General features: G+C 53.4%; 15 protein-coding genes and 1 pseudogene. 12 read left to right on the top strand and 4 right to left on the bottom strand.

All coding sequences use genetic code 11. The annotated features are described in order from the left end of the window. Positions 1–1,283: pseudogene (locus ACXAGA_RS14855) on the bottom strand (hypothetical protein); the annotation flags it as partial. A gap of 842 nt (positions 1,284–2,125) precedes the next feature. Beyond that, complete coding sequence (locus ACXAGA_RS14850; RefSeq protein ID WP_475118259.1) at positions 2,126–3,133, bottom strand: helix-turn-helix domain-containing protein; 1,008 nt, start codon at positions 3,131–3,133, stop codon at positions 2,126–2,128. A gap of 137 nt (positions 3,134–3,270) precedes the next feature. On the opposite strand from ACXAGA_RS14850, the gene ACXAGA_RS14845 reads away from it, so the two are divergent. From ACXAGA_RS14845 to ACXAGA_RS14800, 10 genes are all read left to right on the top strand, one after another. Beyond that, the gene (locus ACXAGA_RS14845; RefSeq protein WP_475118258.1) at positions 3,271–4,326 is read left to right on the top strand and encodes an alpha/beta hydrolase family protein; all 1,056 of its coding nucleotides are present in this window, start codon (positions 3,271–3,273) and stop codon (positions 4,324–4,326) included. A 343-nt stretch (positions 4,327–4,669) separates the two neighbouring features. After that, entirely contained in the window at positions 4,670–6,469 is a 1,800-nt protein-coding gene (gene thiC, locus ACXAGA_RS14840) for a phosphomethylpyrimidine synthase ThiC (RefSeq protein ID WP_475118257.1), read from the top strand. Further along, the gene (locus ACXAGA_RS14835; RefSeq protein ID WP_475118256.1) at positions 6,466–7,434 is read left to right on the top strand and encodes an FAD-dependent oxidoreductase; all 969 of its coding nucleotides are present in this window, start codon (positions 6,466–6,468) and stop codon (positions 7,432–7,434) included. The genes thiC and ACXAGA_RS14835 overlap by 4 nt, the downstream gene beginning before the upstream one ends. Then, positions 7,403–7,600 carry a sulfur carrier protein ThiS gene (thiS, locus tag ACXAGA_RS14830; RefSeq protein ID WP_475118255.1) on the top strand — a complete coding sequence of 66 codons (198 nt, stop codon included), beginning with the start codon at positions 7,403–7,405 and terminating at the stop codon, positions 7,598–7,600. Before ACXAGA_RS14835 ends, thiS begins: the two co-directional genes overlap by 32 nt. Before the next feature lies 1 nt (position 7,601). Beyond that, the gene (locus ACXAGA_RS14825) at positions 7,602–8,369 is read left to right on the top strand and encodes a thiazole synthase (protein ID WP_475118254.1); all 768 of its coding nucleotides are present in this window, start codon (positions 7,602–7,604) and stop codon (positions 8,367–8,369) included. Next, a complete protein-coding gene (locus tag ACXAGA_RS14820; RefSeq protein WP_475118253.1) occupies positions 8,369–8,959 on the top strand; it encodes a thiamine phosphate synthase in 591 nt (196 codons plus the stop codon). Before ACXAGA_RS14825 ends, ACXAGA_RS14820 begins: the two co-directional genes overlap by 1 nt. Next, complete coding sequence (locus ACXAGA_RS14815) at positions 8,938–9,927, top strand: ThiF family adenylyltransferase (RefSeq protein ID WP_475118252.1); 990 nt, start codon at positions 8,938–8,940, stop codon at positions 9,925–9,927. The genes ACXAGA_RS14820 and ACXAGA_RS14815 overlap by 22 nt, the downstream gene beginning before the upstream one ends. After that, a complete protein-coding gene (gene thiD / locus ACXAGA_RS14810; protein WP_475118251.1) occupies positions 9,924–10,643 on the top strand; it encodes a bifunctional hydroxymethylpyrimidine kinase/phosphomethylpyrimidine kinase in 720 nt (239 codons plus the stop codon). Before ACXAGA_RS14815 ends, thiD begins: the two co-directional genes overlap by 4 nt. A 135-nt stretch (positions 10,644–10,778) precedes the next feature. Further along, positions 10,779–13,388: a bifunctional lysylphosphatidylglycerol flippase/synthetase MprF gene (gene mprF / locus ACXAGA_RS14805; protein ID WP_475118250.1), complete on the top strand. Its 2,610-nt coding sequence runs from the start codon at positions 10,779–10,781 to the stop codon at positions 13,386–13,388. A gap of 31 nt (positions 13,389–13,419) precedes the next feature. After that, positions 13,420–13,620, top strand: a complete 201-nt coding sequence (locus tag ACXAGA_RS14800; protein ID WP_475118249.1) for a hypothetical protein — start codon at positions 13,420–13,422, stop codon at positions 13,618–13,620. Here the strand turns inward: ACXAGA_RS14800 and ACXAGA_RS14795 are convergent. After that, the gene (locus ACXAGA_RS14795) at positions 13,603–14,148 is read right to left on the bottom strand and encodes a winged helix-turn-helix transcriptional regulator (RefSeq protein ID WP_475118248.1); all 546 of its coding nucleotides are present in this window, start codon (positions 14,146–14,148) and stop codon (positions 13,603–13,605) included. The genes ACXAGA_RS14800 and ACXAGA_RS14795 overlap by 18 nt on opposite strands. Positions 14,149–14,187: 39 nt before the next feature. On the opposite strand from ACXAGA_RS14795, the gene ACXAGA_RS14790 reads away from it, so the two are divergent. Beyond that, positions 14,188–14,562 carry a VOC family protein gene (locus tag ACXAGA_RS14790; RefSeq protein WP_475118247.1) on the top strand — a complete coding sequence of 125 codons (375 nt, stop codon included), beginning with the start codon at positions 14,188–14,190 and terminating at the stop codon, positions 14,560–14,562. Between the two features lie 22 nt (positions 14,563–14,584). Here the strand turns inward: ACXAGA_RS14790 and ACXAGA_RS14785 are convergent, their stop codons facing one another. Next, a complete protein-coding gene (locus ACXAGA_RS14785) occupies positions 14,585–15,517 on the bottom strand; it encodes a hypothetical protein (RefSeq protein WP_475118246.1) in 933 nt (310 codons plus the stop codon). A 316-nt stretch (positions 15,518–15,833) separates the two neighbouring features. Between ACXAGA_RS14785 and ACXAGA_RS14780 the strand changes: the two genes are divergently transcribed. Next, the gene (locus tag ACXAGA_RS14780) at positions 15,834–16,622 is read left to right on the top strand and encodes an ABC transporter permease (protein ID WP_475118245.1); all 789 of its coding nucleotides are present in this window, start codon (positions 15,834–15,836) and stop codon (positions 16,620–16,622) included. Positions 16,623–16,699 lie beyond the last annotated feature (77 nt).

Below are 16,699 nucleotides of genomic sequence, written 5' to 3'. Positions count from 1 at the left end.
GCATCCAGCGCGTTATCCGCATCCGTGTCATTGCCCAAAGGAGAGATCGTTGCAGCGCCATAGACAGGGCTGATCAACGTATCATCCGTCGCCACAGGCACATCGCCATAGTCAATCGCCAGCGCCGCCACATTCGACGTGTTGCCGTCTGCATCGTCCACCGTATAGCCCACAGGGGTTGGATCGCTTAGGAATCCGGCCTCGGGCGTAAAGGTGATATCGCCCGTCACCGCATCCACGGTCCAGACGCCTTCGCCAGGAACGGTCAGCGTTTTGCCATCCGCCGCAAGCGTCGCACCAGCCGGCGCGTTCGTCAGAACAACCGACGTGGCATCCAGCGCGTTATCCGCATCCGTGTCATTGCCCAAAGGAGAGATCGTTGCAGCCCCATAGACCGGGCTGATCAACGTGTCGTCGTTGGCAACTGGAGGAGGGGCGTCTTGGATTGTGTAGGTCGCGGTTGCCGGTACAGTACCGGAACAGGTCGCAGATGCAACTTGACCGTCGGAGCCCAAATTCCCGATCTCAAACACGATAGTTTCGTCTGCTTCGGCTAGGTCATCGCGAAGGATGGTAAATGCTACGGGGAAGGCTGCATTGGAATATGCGCCTTCTGGAATAGTGATCGTGTTTGTGTACGTGAAATCCACGCCTTCAGTCGCAGTGCTGGCCGCGCCAATATTGATTGGCACAGAGATACCGCCAGCAGGAACAGTACCGTCAATAATGATTGAAGGGCCAGATGGTGCCCCAACGGTTTCGCTGTCTGACCAAGTCCCTGATTCAAATTGGAAATATGGAACCAGTGTCAAGGAAATATTGTCCAACAGGTTGCCTTCGACGCCGCCAGCCGGCGATGTCGCAAGAAACTGGAAATCGACCAGACCGGTAGGGCCTGTGTATGTTGTCGTACCCGTTACGTTTGTCCAAGCGTTCGTCGCAGTGTTGGACACAATAACCGAACCACCAACGATCATTTCAACCGTTTCAGGAACGCCGCCCGTTGTGTTTGATGCACGATGCCAGAATGAATAACCCACGGTTTCACCGTTCTGAACGCAGATCGGCTGTGTCACACCTGCAGGCGCGGAAGAGTTCAGCTCAATAAAGTGCAAACCATCTTGCGGGGCAGCAGACCCATCAAACGGTTTTTTGGAAAATTCGATTACTTTGTAGGTGACGGGATTACCGTCTGGCGAACAGGTCGTTGTGTCAAATGTCGCTGCCGTATCCCAGCCCAACACATCATCGGCCACAACATAAGCACCCCAAGTACCGGACAAGACCACTCGTGGCGACCCACAGGTATCAAAATAGTTGCCTCCTCCATCAAGAGGCGGGGCGCCATCTTCGAAGCTACCATTCAAAAGAATACGTTGCGCGACCACGCTGGTCGGGAATAGCACAATCGATGAAACTGCCAAAACGGTGGCCACAACAGTCAATAAACCAGCAGGCGCCTTTGCCTGTCGGAACAATTGCTTCAACACACTGTGTGCCATTCTGTATTCTCCTAGTGCCGCCTTGCAGAGGCTGTCATCTGTCGTGTGCGATCCGTCACAATTCGAAAAATCCGAAACAACAACGCCATTGATCGCAGTCACATGTATTCAAAGCCCAAACGCGCCTTGCATTTGGTTGCGAACGTTACGTGTATGAAAGCTGATTGGTTGCCTGTGTTTCTAAACTTTTCTGTATTGCTCTTAATTCTTATGCAGATTCGCGCTGCCCATTTTTCTGTTTCATAACACCACCTGAAAAAAGGTGTAAACCAAAGTGTATTTCCCCCTAAACTTTGGTCTAATTATGTCAAAAAATGTCAAATATTCAGCGCCTTACCATTTGGATAAACTTTAAACACGTGATCAAAAGTCTCTAAGAAATCACAAATGAGACACGACCGATCAAGTTTGCAAACTCGGTCAAAACTGCCTTTGCCAGCACGTATTTTCACCCAAAATGTACGTAGCGTCATAAGGGTGGAAAAGATCGACAGTCGTGCGGGGAAATCGCGGGAATTAAACATCACACCACCCATGACGGAATGGCAGGCAGAATACTCAACCGCAGTGGCCGAATTCGAAATCACACAGCCCATGTCCGCAATACAGTCCGCAGGTTTCGCCTACATGATTTCGCCGTTTGATTTACGCCACGAAGACGGTGTTTGCCCCATCACCCGCTGGAATTCGCGATTGAAATTCGATTTCGATGCAAAGCCGGCGGCAAGCGAGACCTCTAGGATATTGGCATCTGTTTGGCGCAGCATATCGCAGGCGGCTTTGATCCTGAAATCATTGACGAATTGCGAAACATTTGCGCCGCAAAAACGGTTTATCGCATTGGATACCTGACGGTCTGGAACACCAAGGCGGCGCGCTAATTTTCGCAAGCTTAAGTCTTCGGATTTGTGCAAACCTTCGGTCGTGAAAATCGTCTCTATCCGTTTGATGATCGCTTCGTCGGCGTCTGTGCTATCGATCGGCGCAGGGGACGGACCATCGTCATCCGTTGAAACGGATCGTGCGACGCTTGACGCTATGCCGATCAACAGGATGAACCCCGTTTGGACAAAAGTAATCACCAACCCAACGTGATCGCCGCCCGTGCGCACAAAGTCTGCGATGATGAAAACATCCGCCATGGCAGACGCAATCAATCCCCCACCAATCAGTCGCATCGCCCGCAAAATTGCGCGGGTTTCGACGATGGGGGATAGCGACAAAACATCAGCCCCGTGCGCCGCACGAAACAACAACAGACCGCCGTACACCACGTAGGTCAGAATGATGATAAGGTCGTAAATCGTCGGAAATATCGCGTATGACGCCCACGTTAACGCGACGATGGCAATGGACCAGACAAAAGCCAATTTTTGGTCGTTCATAAGCGCGATGAATGACAAATACGCCAGCATCGGCAAAACGGGCGCGATTATCGCAATCGGACCTGCAGCCGACGGCTGTTCATACCCCCACCGCAAAACCAACAGAAACGACTGCACGCAATAGGCCGCAATGAGCAGCGCAAACAAACGGTGGGCCAACAGTGCCATGTCCCGCGCCGCGACAAAGCGCGCACAAACATACATCAAAACAAACGTCGCAAAGAGCGGCAAGGGAACAGAAATCATCAGTATCGCCCACACTAATACGCCGCCTACATAAACCAGAACGCGTTACAGGACGACCTAAATCGCGTTTTAGGACGAACGTCGAACCTAGTGCAGGCATCTTTTCGGCATCCCGTGATCAAGAAAGGAACGGACGAATGCCAAAAGCACAGACACTCTTTAAAATCGCTGCCGCAACCGCTGTGATCGGCTCTGCCGCCTGGGCAGGGTATGAATTGACGCGCCCCGCATATCAAGGATCGATTGGAATCGACTATGGCTCGGCCTATGCGCCAGCCCGCGACGACAACGTAAAGTTTGCGATTTGGTATCCCGCGCAATCGGGTGGCCGCAAGGTTACTGTTGGGGGAAATGGAGTTTTTTACGGAACGCCCGCAGGCAGCAAAGCACCCAAACAAGACGGCCAATTCCCGCTGGTTATCCTGTCGCATGGCGCAGGCGGAAACGCAGGCCAATTTGGTTGGATCGCGTCCGAACTGGCCAACGCCGGCTACGTTGTTGTGATCCCGAACCATCCGGGCACAACCTCCGGCAACGCATCCGCCGAAGCTGCCGTGCGCGTGTGGGAACGGCCCGCAGATATTACAGCCGTCATTGATGCCATCACCGCAAATCCGGACCTTTATCCGTTTATCGATACGTCCCGCATTTCGATGATCGGATTTTCGGCGGGCGGGTATACTGCATTGGCGGTATCAGGTGCCCAAGTCGACCCCGATAAACTGCAACGCTACTGCGACAATGGCGATCATGGCATGTCTGATTGTGCCTTTCTTTCCAGATACGGCGTTGATCTGCATACCTTTGATTTGTCACCAGCCGCACAGTCGTTGATTGATCCCCGTATCACACGCACCATCGCAATTGATCCGGGCATTATCGAAACGATCACACCTGAAAGTTTGGCAACAATCGACATCCCAATGCTGGTTCTAAATTTGGGCGAAGACGGCACCGTTCCCATCGGCGTTTACGCCTTGCCTGCAGCGCGGTTGATCCCCAATGCCGAACACGCATTTGTTCCGGATGCGACGCATTTCAGTTTTCTGGCCGAATGCACGGATCGGGGTGGCGATATTCTGGCCAAAGAGGGCGAACCAGATCCGCTGTGTGATGACGCAGGCGGCAGATCGCGCGCGGATATTCACGCCGACATTGCGCAACGGGTCATTCATTTTTTGACCGACGCCTAGGTCGTCGACCCTAAGGGGCCGCAATTTTGTGAAACAAAAACAGAGGCCTACACGGGAATTCACCTTAGGATAGAATTTATAAAATATCTATTTACAAATGCGGGAACTCATTGCTAACACATACCCACGCAGGGGAGTCCCGCCTAGGGGACTGAGAGGCTGAGTGGGCAATTGCCCGGTGACGCGACCCTTTGAACCTGACCCAGTTGACACTGGCGTAGGAAGCTGAGGGTGGCATATCACCATTGATATTCTCACCCGAAAAAGAAGGCGAATTGCGCCTTCGCCTCCTCTCCTTTTGCATCTGGTGTCTTTTTAAGACTTGAGCTTGAGGAGCGCCAAAATGAATGTACCTAATCCCAAAATCACAACGGGCGCATTGCCCGGATCGCGTAAGATCTATGTCAAAGGTGACATCCATAGCGATCTGATGGTCCCTATGCGGGAAATTTCGACCCATCCCACTGCGGGGGAACCACCCCTGCCCGTTTATGACAGTTCCGGCCCATATACAGACCCGAACATCCTGACGGATATTTCCCAAGGTCTGAAAAAACTGCGCGCCGATTGGATCACGGCCCGCGGCGACGTCGAAGAATACGAAGGCCGCGACATTACCCCCGCCGACAATGGGTTTGTCGATGGCGACCGGCTGACGCCCGAGTTTCCAATCAAATCGAACCCACTACGTGCGAAATCAGGAAAATCGCCAACGCAGCTGGCCTATGCACGTGCGGGTATCATCACGCCAGAAATGGAATTTGTTGCAATCCGCGAAAACCAGCTGCGTGAAACGGCACCCTGCCATCGGGACGGCAATGATTTCGGCGCGAATATTCCCGACTACGTCACAGCCGAATTTGTCCGTTCAGAAATCGCCGCTGGTCGCGCAATCATTCCGAACAATATCAACCACCCTGAATCCGAACCGATGATTATCGGTCGGAATTTCCTTGTGAAAATCAATGCCAATATGGGCACCTCGGCGGTGACGTCATCGATGGCCGAAGAAGTCGATAAACTGGTTTGGGCGATCCGTTGGGGCGCCGATACCGTTATGGACCTGTCCACTGGCCGAAACATCCATAACACGCGCGAATGGATCATCCGCAACAGTCCCGTCCCGATTGGCACCGTGCCGATCTATCAAGCCTTGGAAAAGGTGAATGGCATCGCAGAAGATCTGACTTGGGAAATCTTCCGCGACACGTTGATTGAACAAGCGGAACAGGGCGTCGACTATTTCACGATCCATGCAGGCGTGCGGCTGCATATGGTGCCAATGACCGCAGAACGCGTAACAGGCATTGTGTCACGCGGCGGGTCGATCATGGCCAAATGGTGTTTGCACCATCACCGCGAAAGTTTTCTGTACGAACATTTCGAAGAAATCTGTGACATCTGCCGCAAATACGATGTCGCGTTCAGCCTAGGTGATGGTTTGCGCCCCGGATCAATCGCCGATGCAAACGATCAGGCCCAATTTGCCGAACTGGAAACATTGGGCGAATTGACCAAAATCGCATGGGCCAAAGATTGCCAAGTCATGATCGAAGGCCCCGGCCATGTGGCGATGCACAAAATCAAAGAAAACATGGATAAACAGCTGGAATGCTGCCACGAGGCGCCATTCTACACATTAGGGCCGCTGACCACTGATATTGCGCCTGGATACGATCACATCACCAGCGGTATCGGCGCGGCAATGATTGGTTGGTTTGGCTGCGCCATGCTGTGTTATGTCACGCCAAAGGAACATCTGGGCCTGCCAGATCGGGACGACGTAAAAACAGGCGTTATCACCTACAAAATCGCGGCTCATGCTGCCGATCTGGCCAAAGGATTGCCAGGGGCACAGCGCCGTGATGACGCGCTATCGCGCGCGCGGTTTGAATTTCGGTGGGAAGACCAATTCAACTTATCACTGGACCCCGATACCGCCCGCGATTTTCACGATCAAACCCTGCCGAAAGAAGCGCATAAAGTCGCGCATTTCTGTTCCATGTGCGGCCCCAAATTTTGTTCGATGCGCATTTCGCATGACATTCGCGCCGAGGCCCAAAAAGAGGGAATGGAAGCCATGGCCGCCAAATTCCGCAACGGCGGCGATTTGTACATGCCCGTGAACGAGGACGCAGAATGATAACCATCGCAGGCGCGGGTCTGGCTGGCCTTGCGTCCGCGCTGGAACTGGCGCGTGCGGGGCACAGCGTTCGGATATACGAGGCCAGCGAAAACATCGGATCAGGCAGTGTTTCGCGCTATGCAGGCGGAATGCTTGCCCCATGGTGCGAACGCGAAAGCGCCGATCGAACCATTGTGGAAATGGCCGCGGGTGTTGCCGATTGGTGGGCACAAATAACGCCTGTCACCCGGCGCGGCACACTAGTCGTGGCATCGCCCCGCGACCGAACCGAACTGATCCGGTTTTCCAAACGCACAACAAACTATGATTGGGTTCAGTCCGACCAGATTGCCACGTTAGAACCCGCATTGGGCAACCGGTTTGCCAAGGGTCTGTTTTTCGAAACAGAGGCTTTTCTAAATCCGCGAAACGCGTTGAACGATCTGGCAGAGGCGACAACCAAAGCGGGCGTTGAAATCCTATGGGGGACCAAAGCGCCCAAAGATGTCGATCTGAACTGCACTGGGCCCGCATCCAATTTGACCGATTTGCGCATGGTGCGCGGGGAAATGGCTGTTCTACATTGCCCCGATTTGGACATTACGCGGACTGTTCGGCTCTTGCATCCGCGTATCCCTCTGTACCTCGTTCCGCGCGGGGGTGGGGTTTATATGATCGGCGCGACGATGATCGAAAACTCATCGGACCACCCTATTTCCGTGCGGTCGTTGTCGGAATTACTTAGCGCGGCTTTCGCCATTCATCCCAGTTTTGCCGAGGCGACCGTTATTGAAACGGGTTGCGGCCTACGGCCAGCATTTCCAGACAATCTACCGCGGCTCGTCACATCGAACGGGCCGGCCCACCTAAACGGGCTGTACCGACATGGGTTTTTGCTTGCGCCGGCCATGGCGGCGCAGGTTGTTCGTTATTTTTCAACGCAGGAACGTCATGAAAATCATCGTCAATTCCAAACCGTTTGACGTGGCATCGCAGACATTAGCGGGCATTCTAACCGAAGTCGGCATGGACAGCCCAGCAATCGCCACCGCTGTAAACGGCCAATTTGTGCCCAAAACATTGCGGGATACGACACCGATCAACACTGGCGATCAAATCGAAATCGTCGCCCCAATGCAGGGTGGATAACATGCGTATTTATGAAACAGATTTAACCACCCCATTGCTATTGGGCACGGCGCAATATCCTTCGCCAAAAATCCTACAAAACGCGATAAAGGCCGCAAATTGCGAAATTGTAACCGTCAGTTTGCGGCGCGAAACAGCCCAAGGCACGGGCGCGGGATTTTGGGACGTCATCCGCCAGACAGGCGCAAAAATTTTGCCCAACACTGCCGGTTGCCACACCGCCAAAGAGGCAATCACAACCGCCCAGATGGCCCGCGACATTTTTGAAACCGATTGGATCAAACTAGAGGTCATCGGCCACGCGGACAATTTGCAACCGGATGTATTTGAACTGGTCCATGCAGCCCGCGTTTTATCGGCTGATGGGTTCAAAGTTTTTCCCTACTCAACAGACGATCTGGTTGTTGGCGAAAAACTATTAGAGGCAGGTTGCAACGTATTAATGCCCTGGGGCGCGCCAATCGGGTCCGGTCAGGGTCTGCGCAACCCAGACGCCTTACGCGCGATGCGCGCGCATTTTCCAGACGTTCCGTTGATCGTCGATGCGGGGATTGGTCGCCCGTCAGATGCCGCCGCCGCCATGGAAATCGGCATGGACGGGGTTTTGTTAAACACCGCCGTCGCCAAGGCAGCGGACCCCGTTCAAATGGCACGCGCCATGGCGTTGGCAGTGCGTGCAGGACGGTCAGGATATCACGCCGGACCGATGGAACGCCGCGATGTCGCCGTGCCATCGACCCCCGTCCTAGGATTGGCAGAGCTGGTGTGATGGAACGTTTTTATCTGATCACCAGCAGCGTCGATCCATTAATACAATTGGTCCCATTGGGCGTGAAATTGGTTCAACTGCGGATCAAAGATGCACCCGAGGCTGAAATACGACGCCAAATCGAAATCGCAAAATCGACATGCGAAAAACATGCCGCCCAATTGATCGTGAATGACCACTGGGAATTGGCAATCGATATGGGCTGCGATTTTGTCCATTTGGGCCAAGAGGATATGGACAACGCAGATTTTAGCGCCTTACGCGCGGCAGGCATCCAATTCGGCCTTTCTACACATGACCACACTGAATTAGATCGCGCATTGTCATTAGATCCTGCCTATATCGCGCTGGGTCCCATTTATGAAACATCCTTGAAACAGATGAAATGGGCGCCTCAGGGGCTGGATCGCGTCACAGAATGGAAAACCAAAATCGGCCCAAAACCATTGGTCGCGATCGGCGGTCTAACCCCAAAACGCGGCGCCAAAGTCCTAAAAGCGGGCGCTGATAGCGTTGCTGTTGTGACCGACATTCAAACGGCTGAAAACCCACTGGAACGGACCCGCGAATGGTTACAGGTGTGCCAGTGATGAACCGTTACAGCCGTCAAATGATCCTGCCAGATGTTGGGGCAATTAGTCAGCAACGGCTCCGATCAGCTACAGCTTTCATTGTTGGCGCAGGTGGATTGGGGTGCCCCGTCATTCAGTATCTGGCTGGCGCTGGGGTCGGGCATATCCGCATTGCCGACCCAGATGTTATCGAAGAAACCAACCTACACCGGCAACCCATTTACAGAACGACAGACATCGGCAAACCCAAAGCGGTCGTTGCCTGTCAATTTGCGACTGCGCTAAATCCTGGGATCTTTGCGGAGCCCATCACTCAGCAAATCGGTGCGGGAAATGCCGCGCGGTTGATGGCGAGCGCTGATATCGTAATCGACTGCGCCGACAGTTTTGCCGTGTCATATATTCTGTCGGATGAATGTCTGAAACTGAACGTCCCGCTGGTTAGCGCAAGCGTTCTGGGACAGCGCGGATATGTGGGCGGTTTTTGCGGTAGCGCGCCGTCGTTACGCGCCGTTTTTCCAGACTTGCCACAATCTGGGGCGACCTGTGCATCGGCGGGCGTTTTGGGGCCAGCGGTTGGAACGATCGGGTCATTGCAGGCGCAATGTGCCTTGCGCGTTTTATTGAACGCCCAACCATCGCCGTTAGGCACAATGGTGACGGCGAACCTGGCGGATTTGAAGTTTGGGTCGTTTGATTTCAGCAATAGCCCAGAACCGCCAATCGCTTTGCCATTCGTGTCGTTAGACATGGTGACAGCCGACGACCACATCATCGAACTCCGTGATCCCATTGAGGCCCCCCAACCAATCCATCCAAACGCGCACAGGTGCGCAGCGGATAATCTGCCAACCGCGTCCTTACCCACCAACAAACGCATTGTTTTGGGTTGTAAAACGGGCCTGCGCGCGTGGCACGCCGCAACACAGCTATCTGAAAAAGGTTTTGGAAACATTGCGTTATTGGCGGCAACAGCCTGCCAATGAAAAAAATCATGATCATTGGCGGCACCGATAGCAGCGGTGGCGCGGGGCTAACCCAAGACGCATTTACCGCCCAGCATTTTGGCTTTGGCACATTGCCGATTGTGACGGCAGTGACCGCCCAAACGAACCAATCCGTGATATCTGTGCAAAAGATGACGGCCAGTTTTGTGGCGGATCAAATCACTGCTGCGTTCACCAGCGAACGGCCCGCTGGTATTAAAATTGGAATGCTGGGCACCCCCGAAATCGCAGCTGCCGTCGCTGATGCGATTGGCACCGCAGATTGCCCCGTCGTCATTGACCCCGTGCTCAAATCCACCTCGGGGCGGGACCTGATGTCGGGGCCATTGCCGCTATCGCTGTTATCAAAGGCTGACATCATCACACCCAACCTGATCGAAGCGGCAAAGATGACGAACAAACCCGTGGCGCAAAACCTACCCGACATTTGCGAACAGGCGGAAACCCTACGGGCCATTGGCGCCAAATCCGTGTTGATCAAAGGTGGGCACGGTGTGCGCGACACATCCACAGATTACTTGCTCCATGGATCAAATATGACGGCCCTGACAGCTCCGCGATTAAACAAAACCATGCGCGGCACGGGCTGTGCGCTTGCGACCGCGATTGCATGCGGTTTATCCCAAGGCGATGCGCTACCACATGCGTGCAAACAGGCTAAATCATTGATCTTTGATTGGCTAGCGACGGCGTAACCAGTTCCTTTCGGGCACGGGCCAGTTCAGTACAACGTCGCTATTGGCGTATTCAAGATTTTAACCTATCCCCCACTATCTGATAGCTGTATCACCAGACCAAGCCATAGGGGATCCGTTTTGTCGGAGGGGAATTTGAGCGACACCGCCAGCAAAGCGACCAATCTATGGCGGCGCATTAAACCGCTAATGCCATGGATCGTGACGGCGAGCCTGTTTTCTATTGGCGCGTGGGTTCTGTATCATCAGTTGGCGACAGTCGACCTGCGCCATGTCCTGACCGAAGCACGACAAACACCATGGTATATCCTTGCTTTGGCCATTCTGACGACAGTTGGCAGCTATGCCGCGTTGATCGGATACGACTGGTCCGCGCTACGATACATAGACAAACCGTTGCCGTTGCCTGTCATCTCGTTAGGCAGCTTTCTAGGCTACGCAATGAGCAACACAATCGGTGCCGGACCGATCACAGGTGGCGCAGTGCGTTACCGTATTTATTCTGCGCTTGGGCTGTCAGCGCAGGATATTGCAGGGGTTGCAGCATTCGCATCGATTGCCTTTGGGTTCGGGACAACAATTATCGGTTTTGCGGCGCTGATCTATAATCCCTATGCGCTGCAGCACATGGTCGACCTATCGCCCGAAATCATTCGCTGGGGGTCGGTTGCAATTACAATCATATCCAGCGGCGCGCTATTCTGGCTCAGCGCGACCGGCGCATCGATTTCATTGCGCGGGGTGCGTCTTCAGGCGCCGTCCCCAAAACTGCTGTTGGCGCAATTCGGGTTTACCTTTGTCGATGTGCTGCTGGCCGCGATTACTCTGTATCTATTACTACCGCCAAGCGACCTGAGTTTTGCGACATTTTTAGCGGTCTTTGCCGCGGCGATCATGGCGGGCGTGATTAGCCACGTGCCCGGCGGTGTTGGGGTTTTGGAAACGGTGATCATTGCCGCCTTGCCGTCTTCGGTTTCCGTGCAACAGGCCGCGACAGGTCTTTTGCTGTTTCGGGCCATCTATTTCCTGCTGCCATTCGGCATCGCGCTGATCCTAATCGCCCTGACCGAGGCCCGCGCTGCATCCGGCCGCGTGATCACACCTATGATGTCGGTTTTATCGCCGTTGACCCGTTCTGTCAGTGCATTGGTCCCGCTCGCGATGGCGGTCATGATGCTGGTAACGGGACTGTTTTTGATGATGTCCAGTCTGATCCCGCCGACATCAGAAATCACCGAACATTTGAACATGCTAACGCCGCTTGCCCTGATCGAAGGTGGCGCGCTTATGGCCAGTATTTTGGGCGCGATGATGTTGGTCATTGCCCATGGATTGCTGCGCCGTGTTCAAGGCGCGTGGTGGCTGGCCATCATAACACTCGCGGCTGGTATCGTCGCATCATTGGCGAACGGACTGGATGCACCGCGCGCGCTGTTTTTGGGGATCGCGCTTGCCATCCTATGGCCAACAAAACGCGAATTTTTCCGCACAACGCGGCTGACGCGAAATGCTTTTAGCCTACGCTGGACACTATTGATTGGCGGCATCGCAATCACGGCCGTATCGGTCCTGTTTTTCGCGCACAAAGCCGTACCCTATGACCACGAACTATGGTGGAAATTCGCCACGGACCAAACCGCGCCACGTTCCCTGCGTGCGGGATTGGTTGGCATGGTAGTTTTGATCCTGTCCCTATTGGTATTCGCCCTGCGTCCCGGCAAAATGACCCACGCGTTACCAACCTATGCCGAATTGGAAAAAGCGCGCGCCATCGCGATGGCTCAGCCAGACGCAAAAGCAAACATCGCGCTGACAGGGGATAAATGCCTAATGTTTTCGGACAGCGGCGACAGTTTCCTGATGTACCGGATCAAAGGCCGAAGCTGGATCGCCTTGCACGAACCTTTTGGCAAAAAATCGGAATTGGCGGAACTGGCCTGGGCGTTTCATGACGCCGCTTATGCTGCAAATGCCCGCCCTGTTTTCTATTCCATCGGCACATCCATGATTCCGCTTTGGTTGGAAATGGGACTGGCTTTGGTCAAAATGGGGGAAGAAGCCGTCGTTCCTTTGCCGCAGTTTTCCCTTGAAGGGCCATCGCGGAAACGATTGCGGACAACATACAATCGGGCCCTACGTGACGGCCTAACGTTCGAAGTCCTATCCCCGCCTTATGCTGACGATTTACTGCCGCATCTGCGAGACATTTCCAACGCGTGGCTCAAAACAAAATCGGGCGGGGAAAAAGGCTTTTCGGTCGGCGCGTTTGACACGACAGTAATCTGTCGCGCCCCTATCGCGTTGATCCGCCATGATGGCCGCATCGTTGCCTTTGCAACACTGTGGGTCACCGATCAAAACCAAAGCGTGAATGTCGACCTGATGCGCCACGTCGATGATGCCCCAAGCGGAATGATGGAATTCCTGTTTACCTCTCTGCTCTTGCATTTTGCTGAACAGGGGTACGCGGAATTCTCGTTAGGTAATGCGCCGCTATCAGGGCTAGAGGCCCGTCGCGGATCCAGTCTGTCCACCCGATTGGGCGCTTTGGTCTATCAGCATGGACGCCAGTTTTATAACTTTGCCGGACTGCGCACATTCAAAGACAAATTCGATCCCGAATGGGAACCCGTCTATGTCGCTGTTCCGCCGCGGGCAAACATCCTATCTGTGGCAGCGGATGTCGTCAGTTTGATTAACAACGCGCCACAAAAATCCAAAATGGATCAGGCATCTTGGCAATAAAGGCATTGCGCGCTGCGGCCGAAAAGCGAATTTGTTTGAACTGACTGGCGCGAGCTCCGCGCAGGGTGTTCCTTTTGGAACAGAGGCGGGTATTGTTCAGGAAATGGCAATGGATGTGGTTATTTGCGACCTCGGCAGCATCGCCCAAGCTTATAAAGCAAACGAATTTCTGGCGACTGAACTGCTGCAAAGCTGCCTGAACCTTTTGCACAAATTAGGGCGCCGCATTTAGCGCATGCGCGGCGGCCTGACTGATCAAAGCGCCTTGATTAATGGCATGGTAAATCGGTTTCGGGGGCCGCGCCGCGACATCAACATCCCGCGCGACCCATTCATGCGTTTCCAATAATTTCAAAGACTGCGACAACGCACGATCTGTGATCATTGGCAGCTGACGTTTGAAAGCGCCAAAATTATTTGGCCCCGCCATCTGCGACAATATCGGGACCGTCCACGCGCGGCGCAACAATTGGGTGTCGGCCTCACCAGTGGCCGCATGAATACGACTGGCCAATCGCGCAGCCGTTTCGCCCTGTTTTGTTAGGCGAAATTCGGGCCTTAGCGGGTGACCATATCCCGGGTTACGTTCGATAATCCCCAATTGAACCAAATGGTTCAAACTCTGACCAAAGGCCGTACGACTAGCGCCCGTAGCCACCAACAATGGCGCCTGACGCCCTGGCACCCCCGCATGAAGGTTCCATAGAATGGGCAAAGCCCAAGCTTTGGCAGTGATATTGACAACCAGATTTACGTCCATAAAGTATAGTTAGTATATTTTATTATATCAGGTAAACCCATGTCACTTGTTTCTGTAAACGACACTATCACAATCGCCTTTTCCGTCGCCGATCGGCACGCCAGCGCAAATTGGTATAACCAAATGTTTGGCTTTGAAACATTATATCACGCAGACGAAGCGGGATGGTCCGAAATCCAAACAAACACCAAAGGCGTCACTCTAGGTTTGGGCGAACATACCGAACCTGCACCGGGAAATTGCGTTCCTGTGTTTGGCGTTTCTGATTTAGACTCTGCCCGCGCGGCGCTGGAATCTGCGGGTGTACAGTTTGACGGCCCGACGGACGTCGTCGACGGTATGGTCAAAACGGCGACGCTACACGATCCCGACAAAAACGCACTAATGATCGCCCAAGATCTAACTGGCGCCTAATGTTTGAAATGTCGCGGCCAACCTATTTGATCGCGACATTTCCACTAATGAATTCTTGAATTTCATCTATCTGCGATTTCAGTACATCCGCATCGGTTGCCAAATGTTCGCAAAGGGTTTTGATCCGCCACCGCCAATCCAAACGTTCCAACGACCGCAAATAATTACGACGCGGTTGGTCTTTGCTCCAATTCGCGATCGCGCGGCGCAATTCCGATTGGAATTTATCGCGATCAGGCGACCCAACATCAATCACCGCGCCGTCCCACAGCATGTCGGAAAACGACCGATCACTGTGTGGGGCCATGCCAATGATCGACGCACCTGATGCAAGTGCATTTGCCCAAAGACCTGTGAAATATTCCTTGGTCGGATGCCCACCGCCCCGCTGTGACACTAGGTTGGAAAATAGGGTCACATATTTAGTGCCCGACAAGACTCCGAAATACTGCGGTACGGTCAGTTCTGCAGACGGCGCATTGGCATAACGAATACCCAGGTCTACCGCTTCTTTTTTGAACTCGGCCTCTGGCAACAAATTCTTTGGCTGATCACCCAAAGCAATTCCATCAACGGGCCTATGACTGTTGCCGGCACCCAACCGCAACACATCGGCTCCCCACGGCAGAACCAAGATATCGCGCGCGCCTGCCTCGCGGTACATCGGGACATCGCTGGACTGCGTAAGGATGATCAGGTCGAACGCTGACAAACAGAGTTTCGGAATCTCATCCGTCCAAAAGCTTTCGAAGATCCAAGCGATCCTAAATTTTGCGGGTTTGTCGAAATCGGGGTCCGCAATCGCCGCCGATAATTCGGATGGACGGTTGGCCATATAAAGCCGCACCAAATTACCAGCAGATCGCGGCGGCAATGCGGAATGTTTCAGACGCGTAAACGCAGATGGGGTCGCATCATCGATGCTGATCTGTGTCGCACCTAACGTTTCTTTCATTAGGTCGACCAGTCGATTGATATCAGCGGAACCCCCTATTCCAGACGGCACGTATCGTAGTTCCCAATCCAACATCACACAAAATAACCTATAATTAATAAACTCGTATTAGGCCTTAAATCAGGATGCGTTTTCGCCCAGAACCCACTCAACTCATTGTGGCAAACGGACGGACGGATTAACGCATAACGGTTCGTAAATATAAAATGACGCATTTCGAACCTTAGGAAAAGGTAACGGAACCCCTACTTTTCATACCGAAATTAGATCAACGCCTTTGGTTTGGACTGGCTAGAACAACCTGCTACAGTAGGGCATGGCCATAACCCAACCGCGTCCCGACACTGTATCCATGCGGTCGGCCCGTTCTATCGGGGCGATCATTTTGCACGAAATGTCAGCGACTTACGGGCGCACCCCCGGAGGATACCTTTGGGCCATTCTAGAGCCACTAGGATTTATCGTCGTGATGGCTGTTGGTTTTGGGCTGGTATTTCATGCGCCGCCGCTGGGTACGAATTTCATGCTTTTCTATGCAACGGGTTTCCTACCACTGCATATTTACAGCGAACTTGCGGGCAAACTTATGAATGCCTTGCGGTATTTTCGGCCACTTATTGCTTATCCGGCGGTCCTGTGGATCGATACGATGATCGCGCGCACCATCCTACATTGGGGAACGGGCATTGTTGTATCCACAATCGTTGTCGGCACTATTTTACTATTTGATCCGTTACCTATCTGGGTGGACCCGGCATCAATTTTTATTGGCCTCACGATGGTCGCTTTGATCGGAATTGGCGTTGGGACAATCAACTGTTACCTGACAGGGCGTTTTGCATTTTGGTCGCGGATTTGGGCCATCGCCGCACGGCCGATATTTTTCGGATCTGGCGTATTTTACACGTTCGAAAATTTGGCTGAACCCCTGCAAAGCTGGCTGTGGTGGAACCCAATCATACATGCGGTTTCCATTTTCCGCAGTGGATTTTACCAAAGCTACCACCCTGATTTCGTGTCCCATTTTTATGGATTTGGCACGGGTTTGGTGATGCTGGTGATTGGTCTGATGTTACTGCGCAAATCGCACGATCGGATCAATTGAAACAACATTGAACCAAAACAAAACCAATAGACGCTTTCACGCCATTTTTTGGCCCCGCAATCCCTATGGCGTCGATC

It is taken from the genome of Marivivens sp. ABH4_498, from assembly GCF_056160585.1.
This window is presented reverse-complemented; position numbering and strand designations above follow the sequence as displayed.

Bases quoted from the DNA above. Each gene is read 5' to 3' on its own strand.
- ACXAGA_RS14850 (WP_475118259.1), bottom strand. From the start codon at position 3,133: ATGATTTCTGTTCCCTTGCCGCTCTTTGCGACGTTTGTTTTGATGTAT.
- ACXAGA_RS14845 (WP_475118258.1), top strand. From the start codon at position 3,271: ATGCCAAAAGCACAGACACTCTTTAAAATCGCTGCCGCAACCGCTGTG.
- thiC (WP_475118257.1), top strand. From the start codon at position 4,670: ATGAATGTACCTAATCCCAAAATCACAACGGGCGCATTGCCCGGATCG.
- ACXAGA_RS14835 (WP_475118256.1), top strand. From the start codon at position 6,466: ATGATAACCATCGCAGGCGCGGGTCTGGCTGGCCTTGCGTCCGCGCTG.
- thiS (WP_475118255.1), top strand. From the start codon at position 7,403: ATGAAAATCATCGTCAATTCCAAACCGTTTGACGTGGCATCGCAGACA.
- ACXAGA_RS14825 (WP_475118254.1), top strand. From the start codon at position 7,602: ATGCGTATTTATGAAACAGATTTAACCACCCCATTGCTATTGGGCACG.
- ACXAGA_RS14820 (WP_475118253.1), top strand. From the start codon at position 8,369: ATGGAACGTTTTTATCTGATCACCAGCAGCGTCGATCCATTAATACAA.
- ACXAGA_RS14815 (WP_475118252.1), top strand. From the start codon at position 8,938: ATGGTTACAGGTGTGCCAGTGATGAACCGTTACAGCCGTCAAATGATC.
- thiD (WP_475118251.1), top strand. From the start codon at position 9,924: ATGAAAAAAATCATGATCATTGGCGGCACCGATAGCAGCGGTGGCGCG.
- ACXAGA_RS14795 (WP_475118248.1), bottom strand. From the start codon at position 14,148: ATGGACGTAAATCTGGTTGTCAATATCACTGCCAAAGCTTGGGCTTTG.
- ACXAGA_RS14790 (WP_475118247.1), top strand. From the start codon at position 14,188: ATGTCACTTGTTTCTGTAAACGACACTATCACAATCGCCTTTTCCGTC.
- ACXAGA_RS14785 (WP_475118246.1), bottom strand. From the start codon at position 15,517: ATGAAAGAAACGTTAGGTGCGACACAGATCAGCATCGATGATGCGACC.
- ACXAGA_RS14780 (WP_475118245.1), top strand. From the start codon at position 15,834: ATGGCCATAACCCAACCGCGTCCCGACACTGTATCCATGCGGTCGGCC.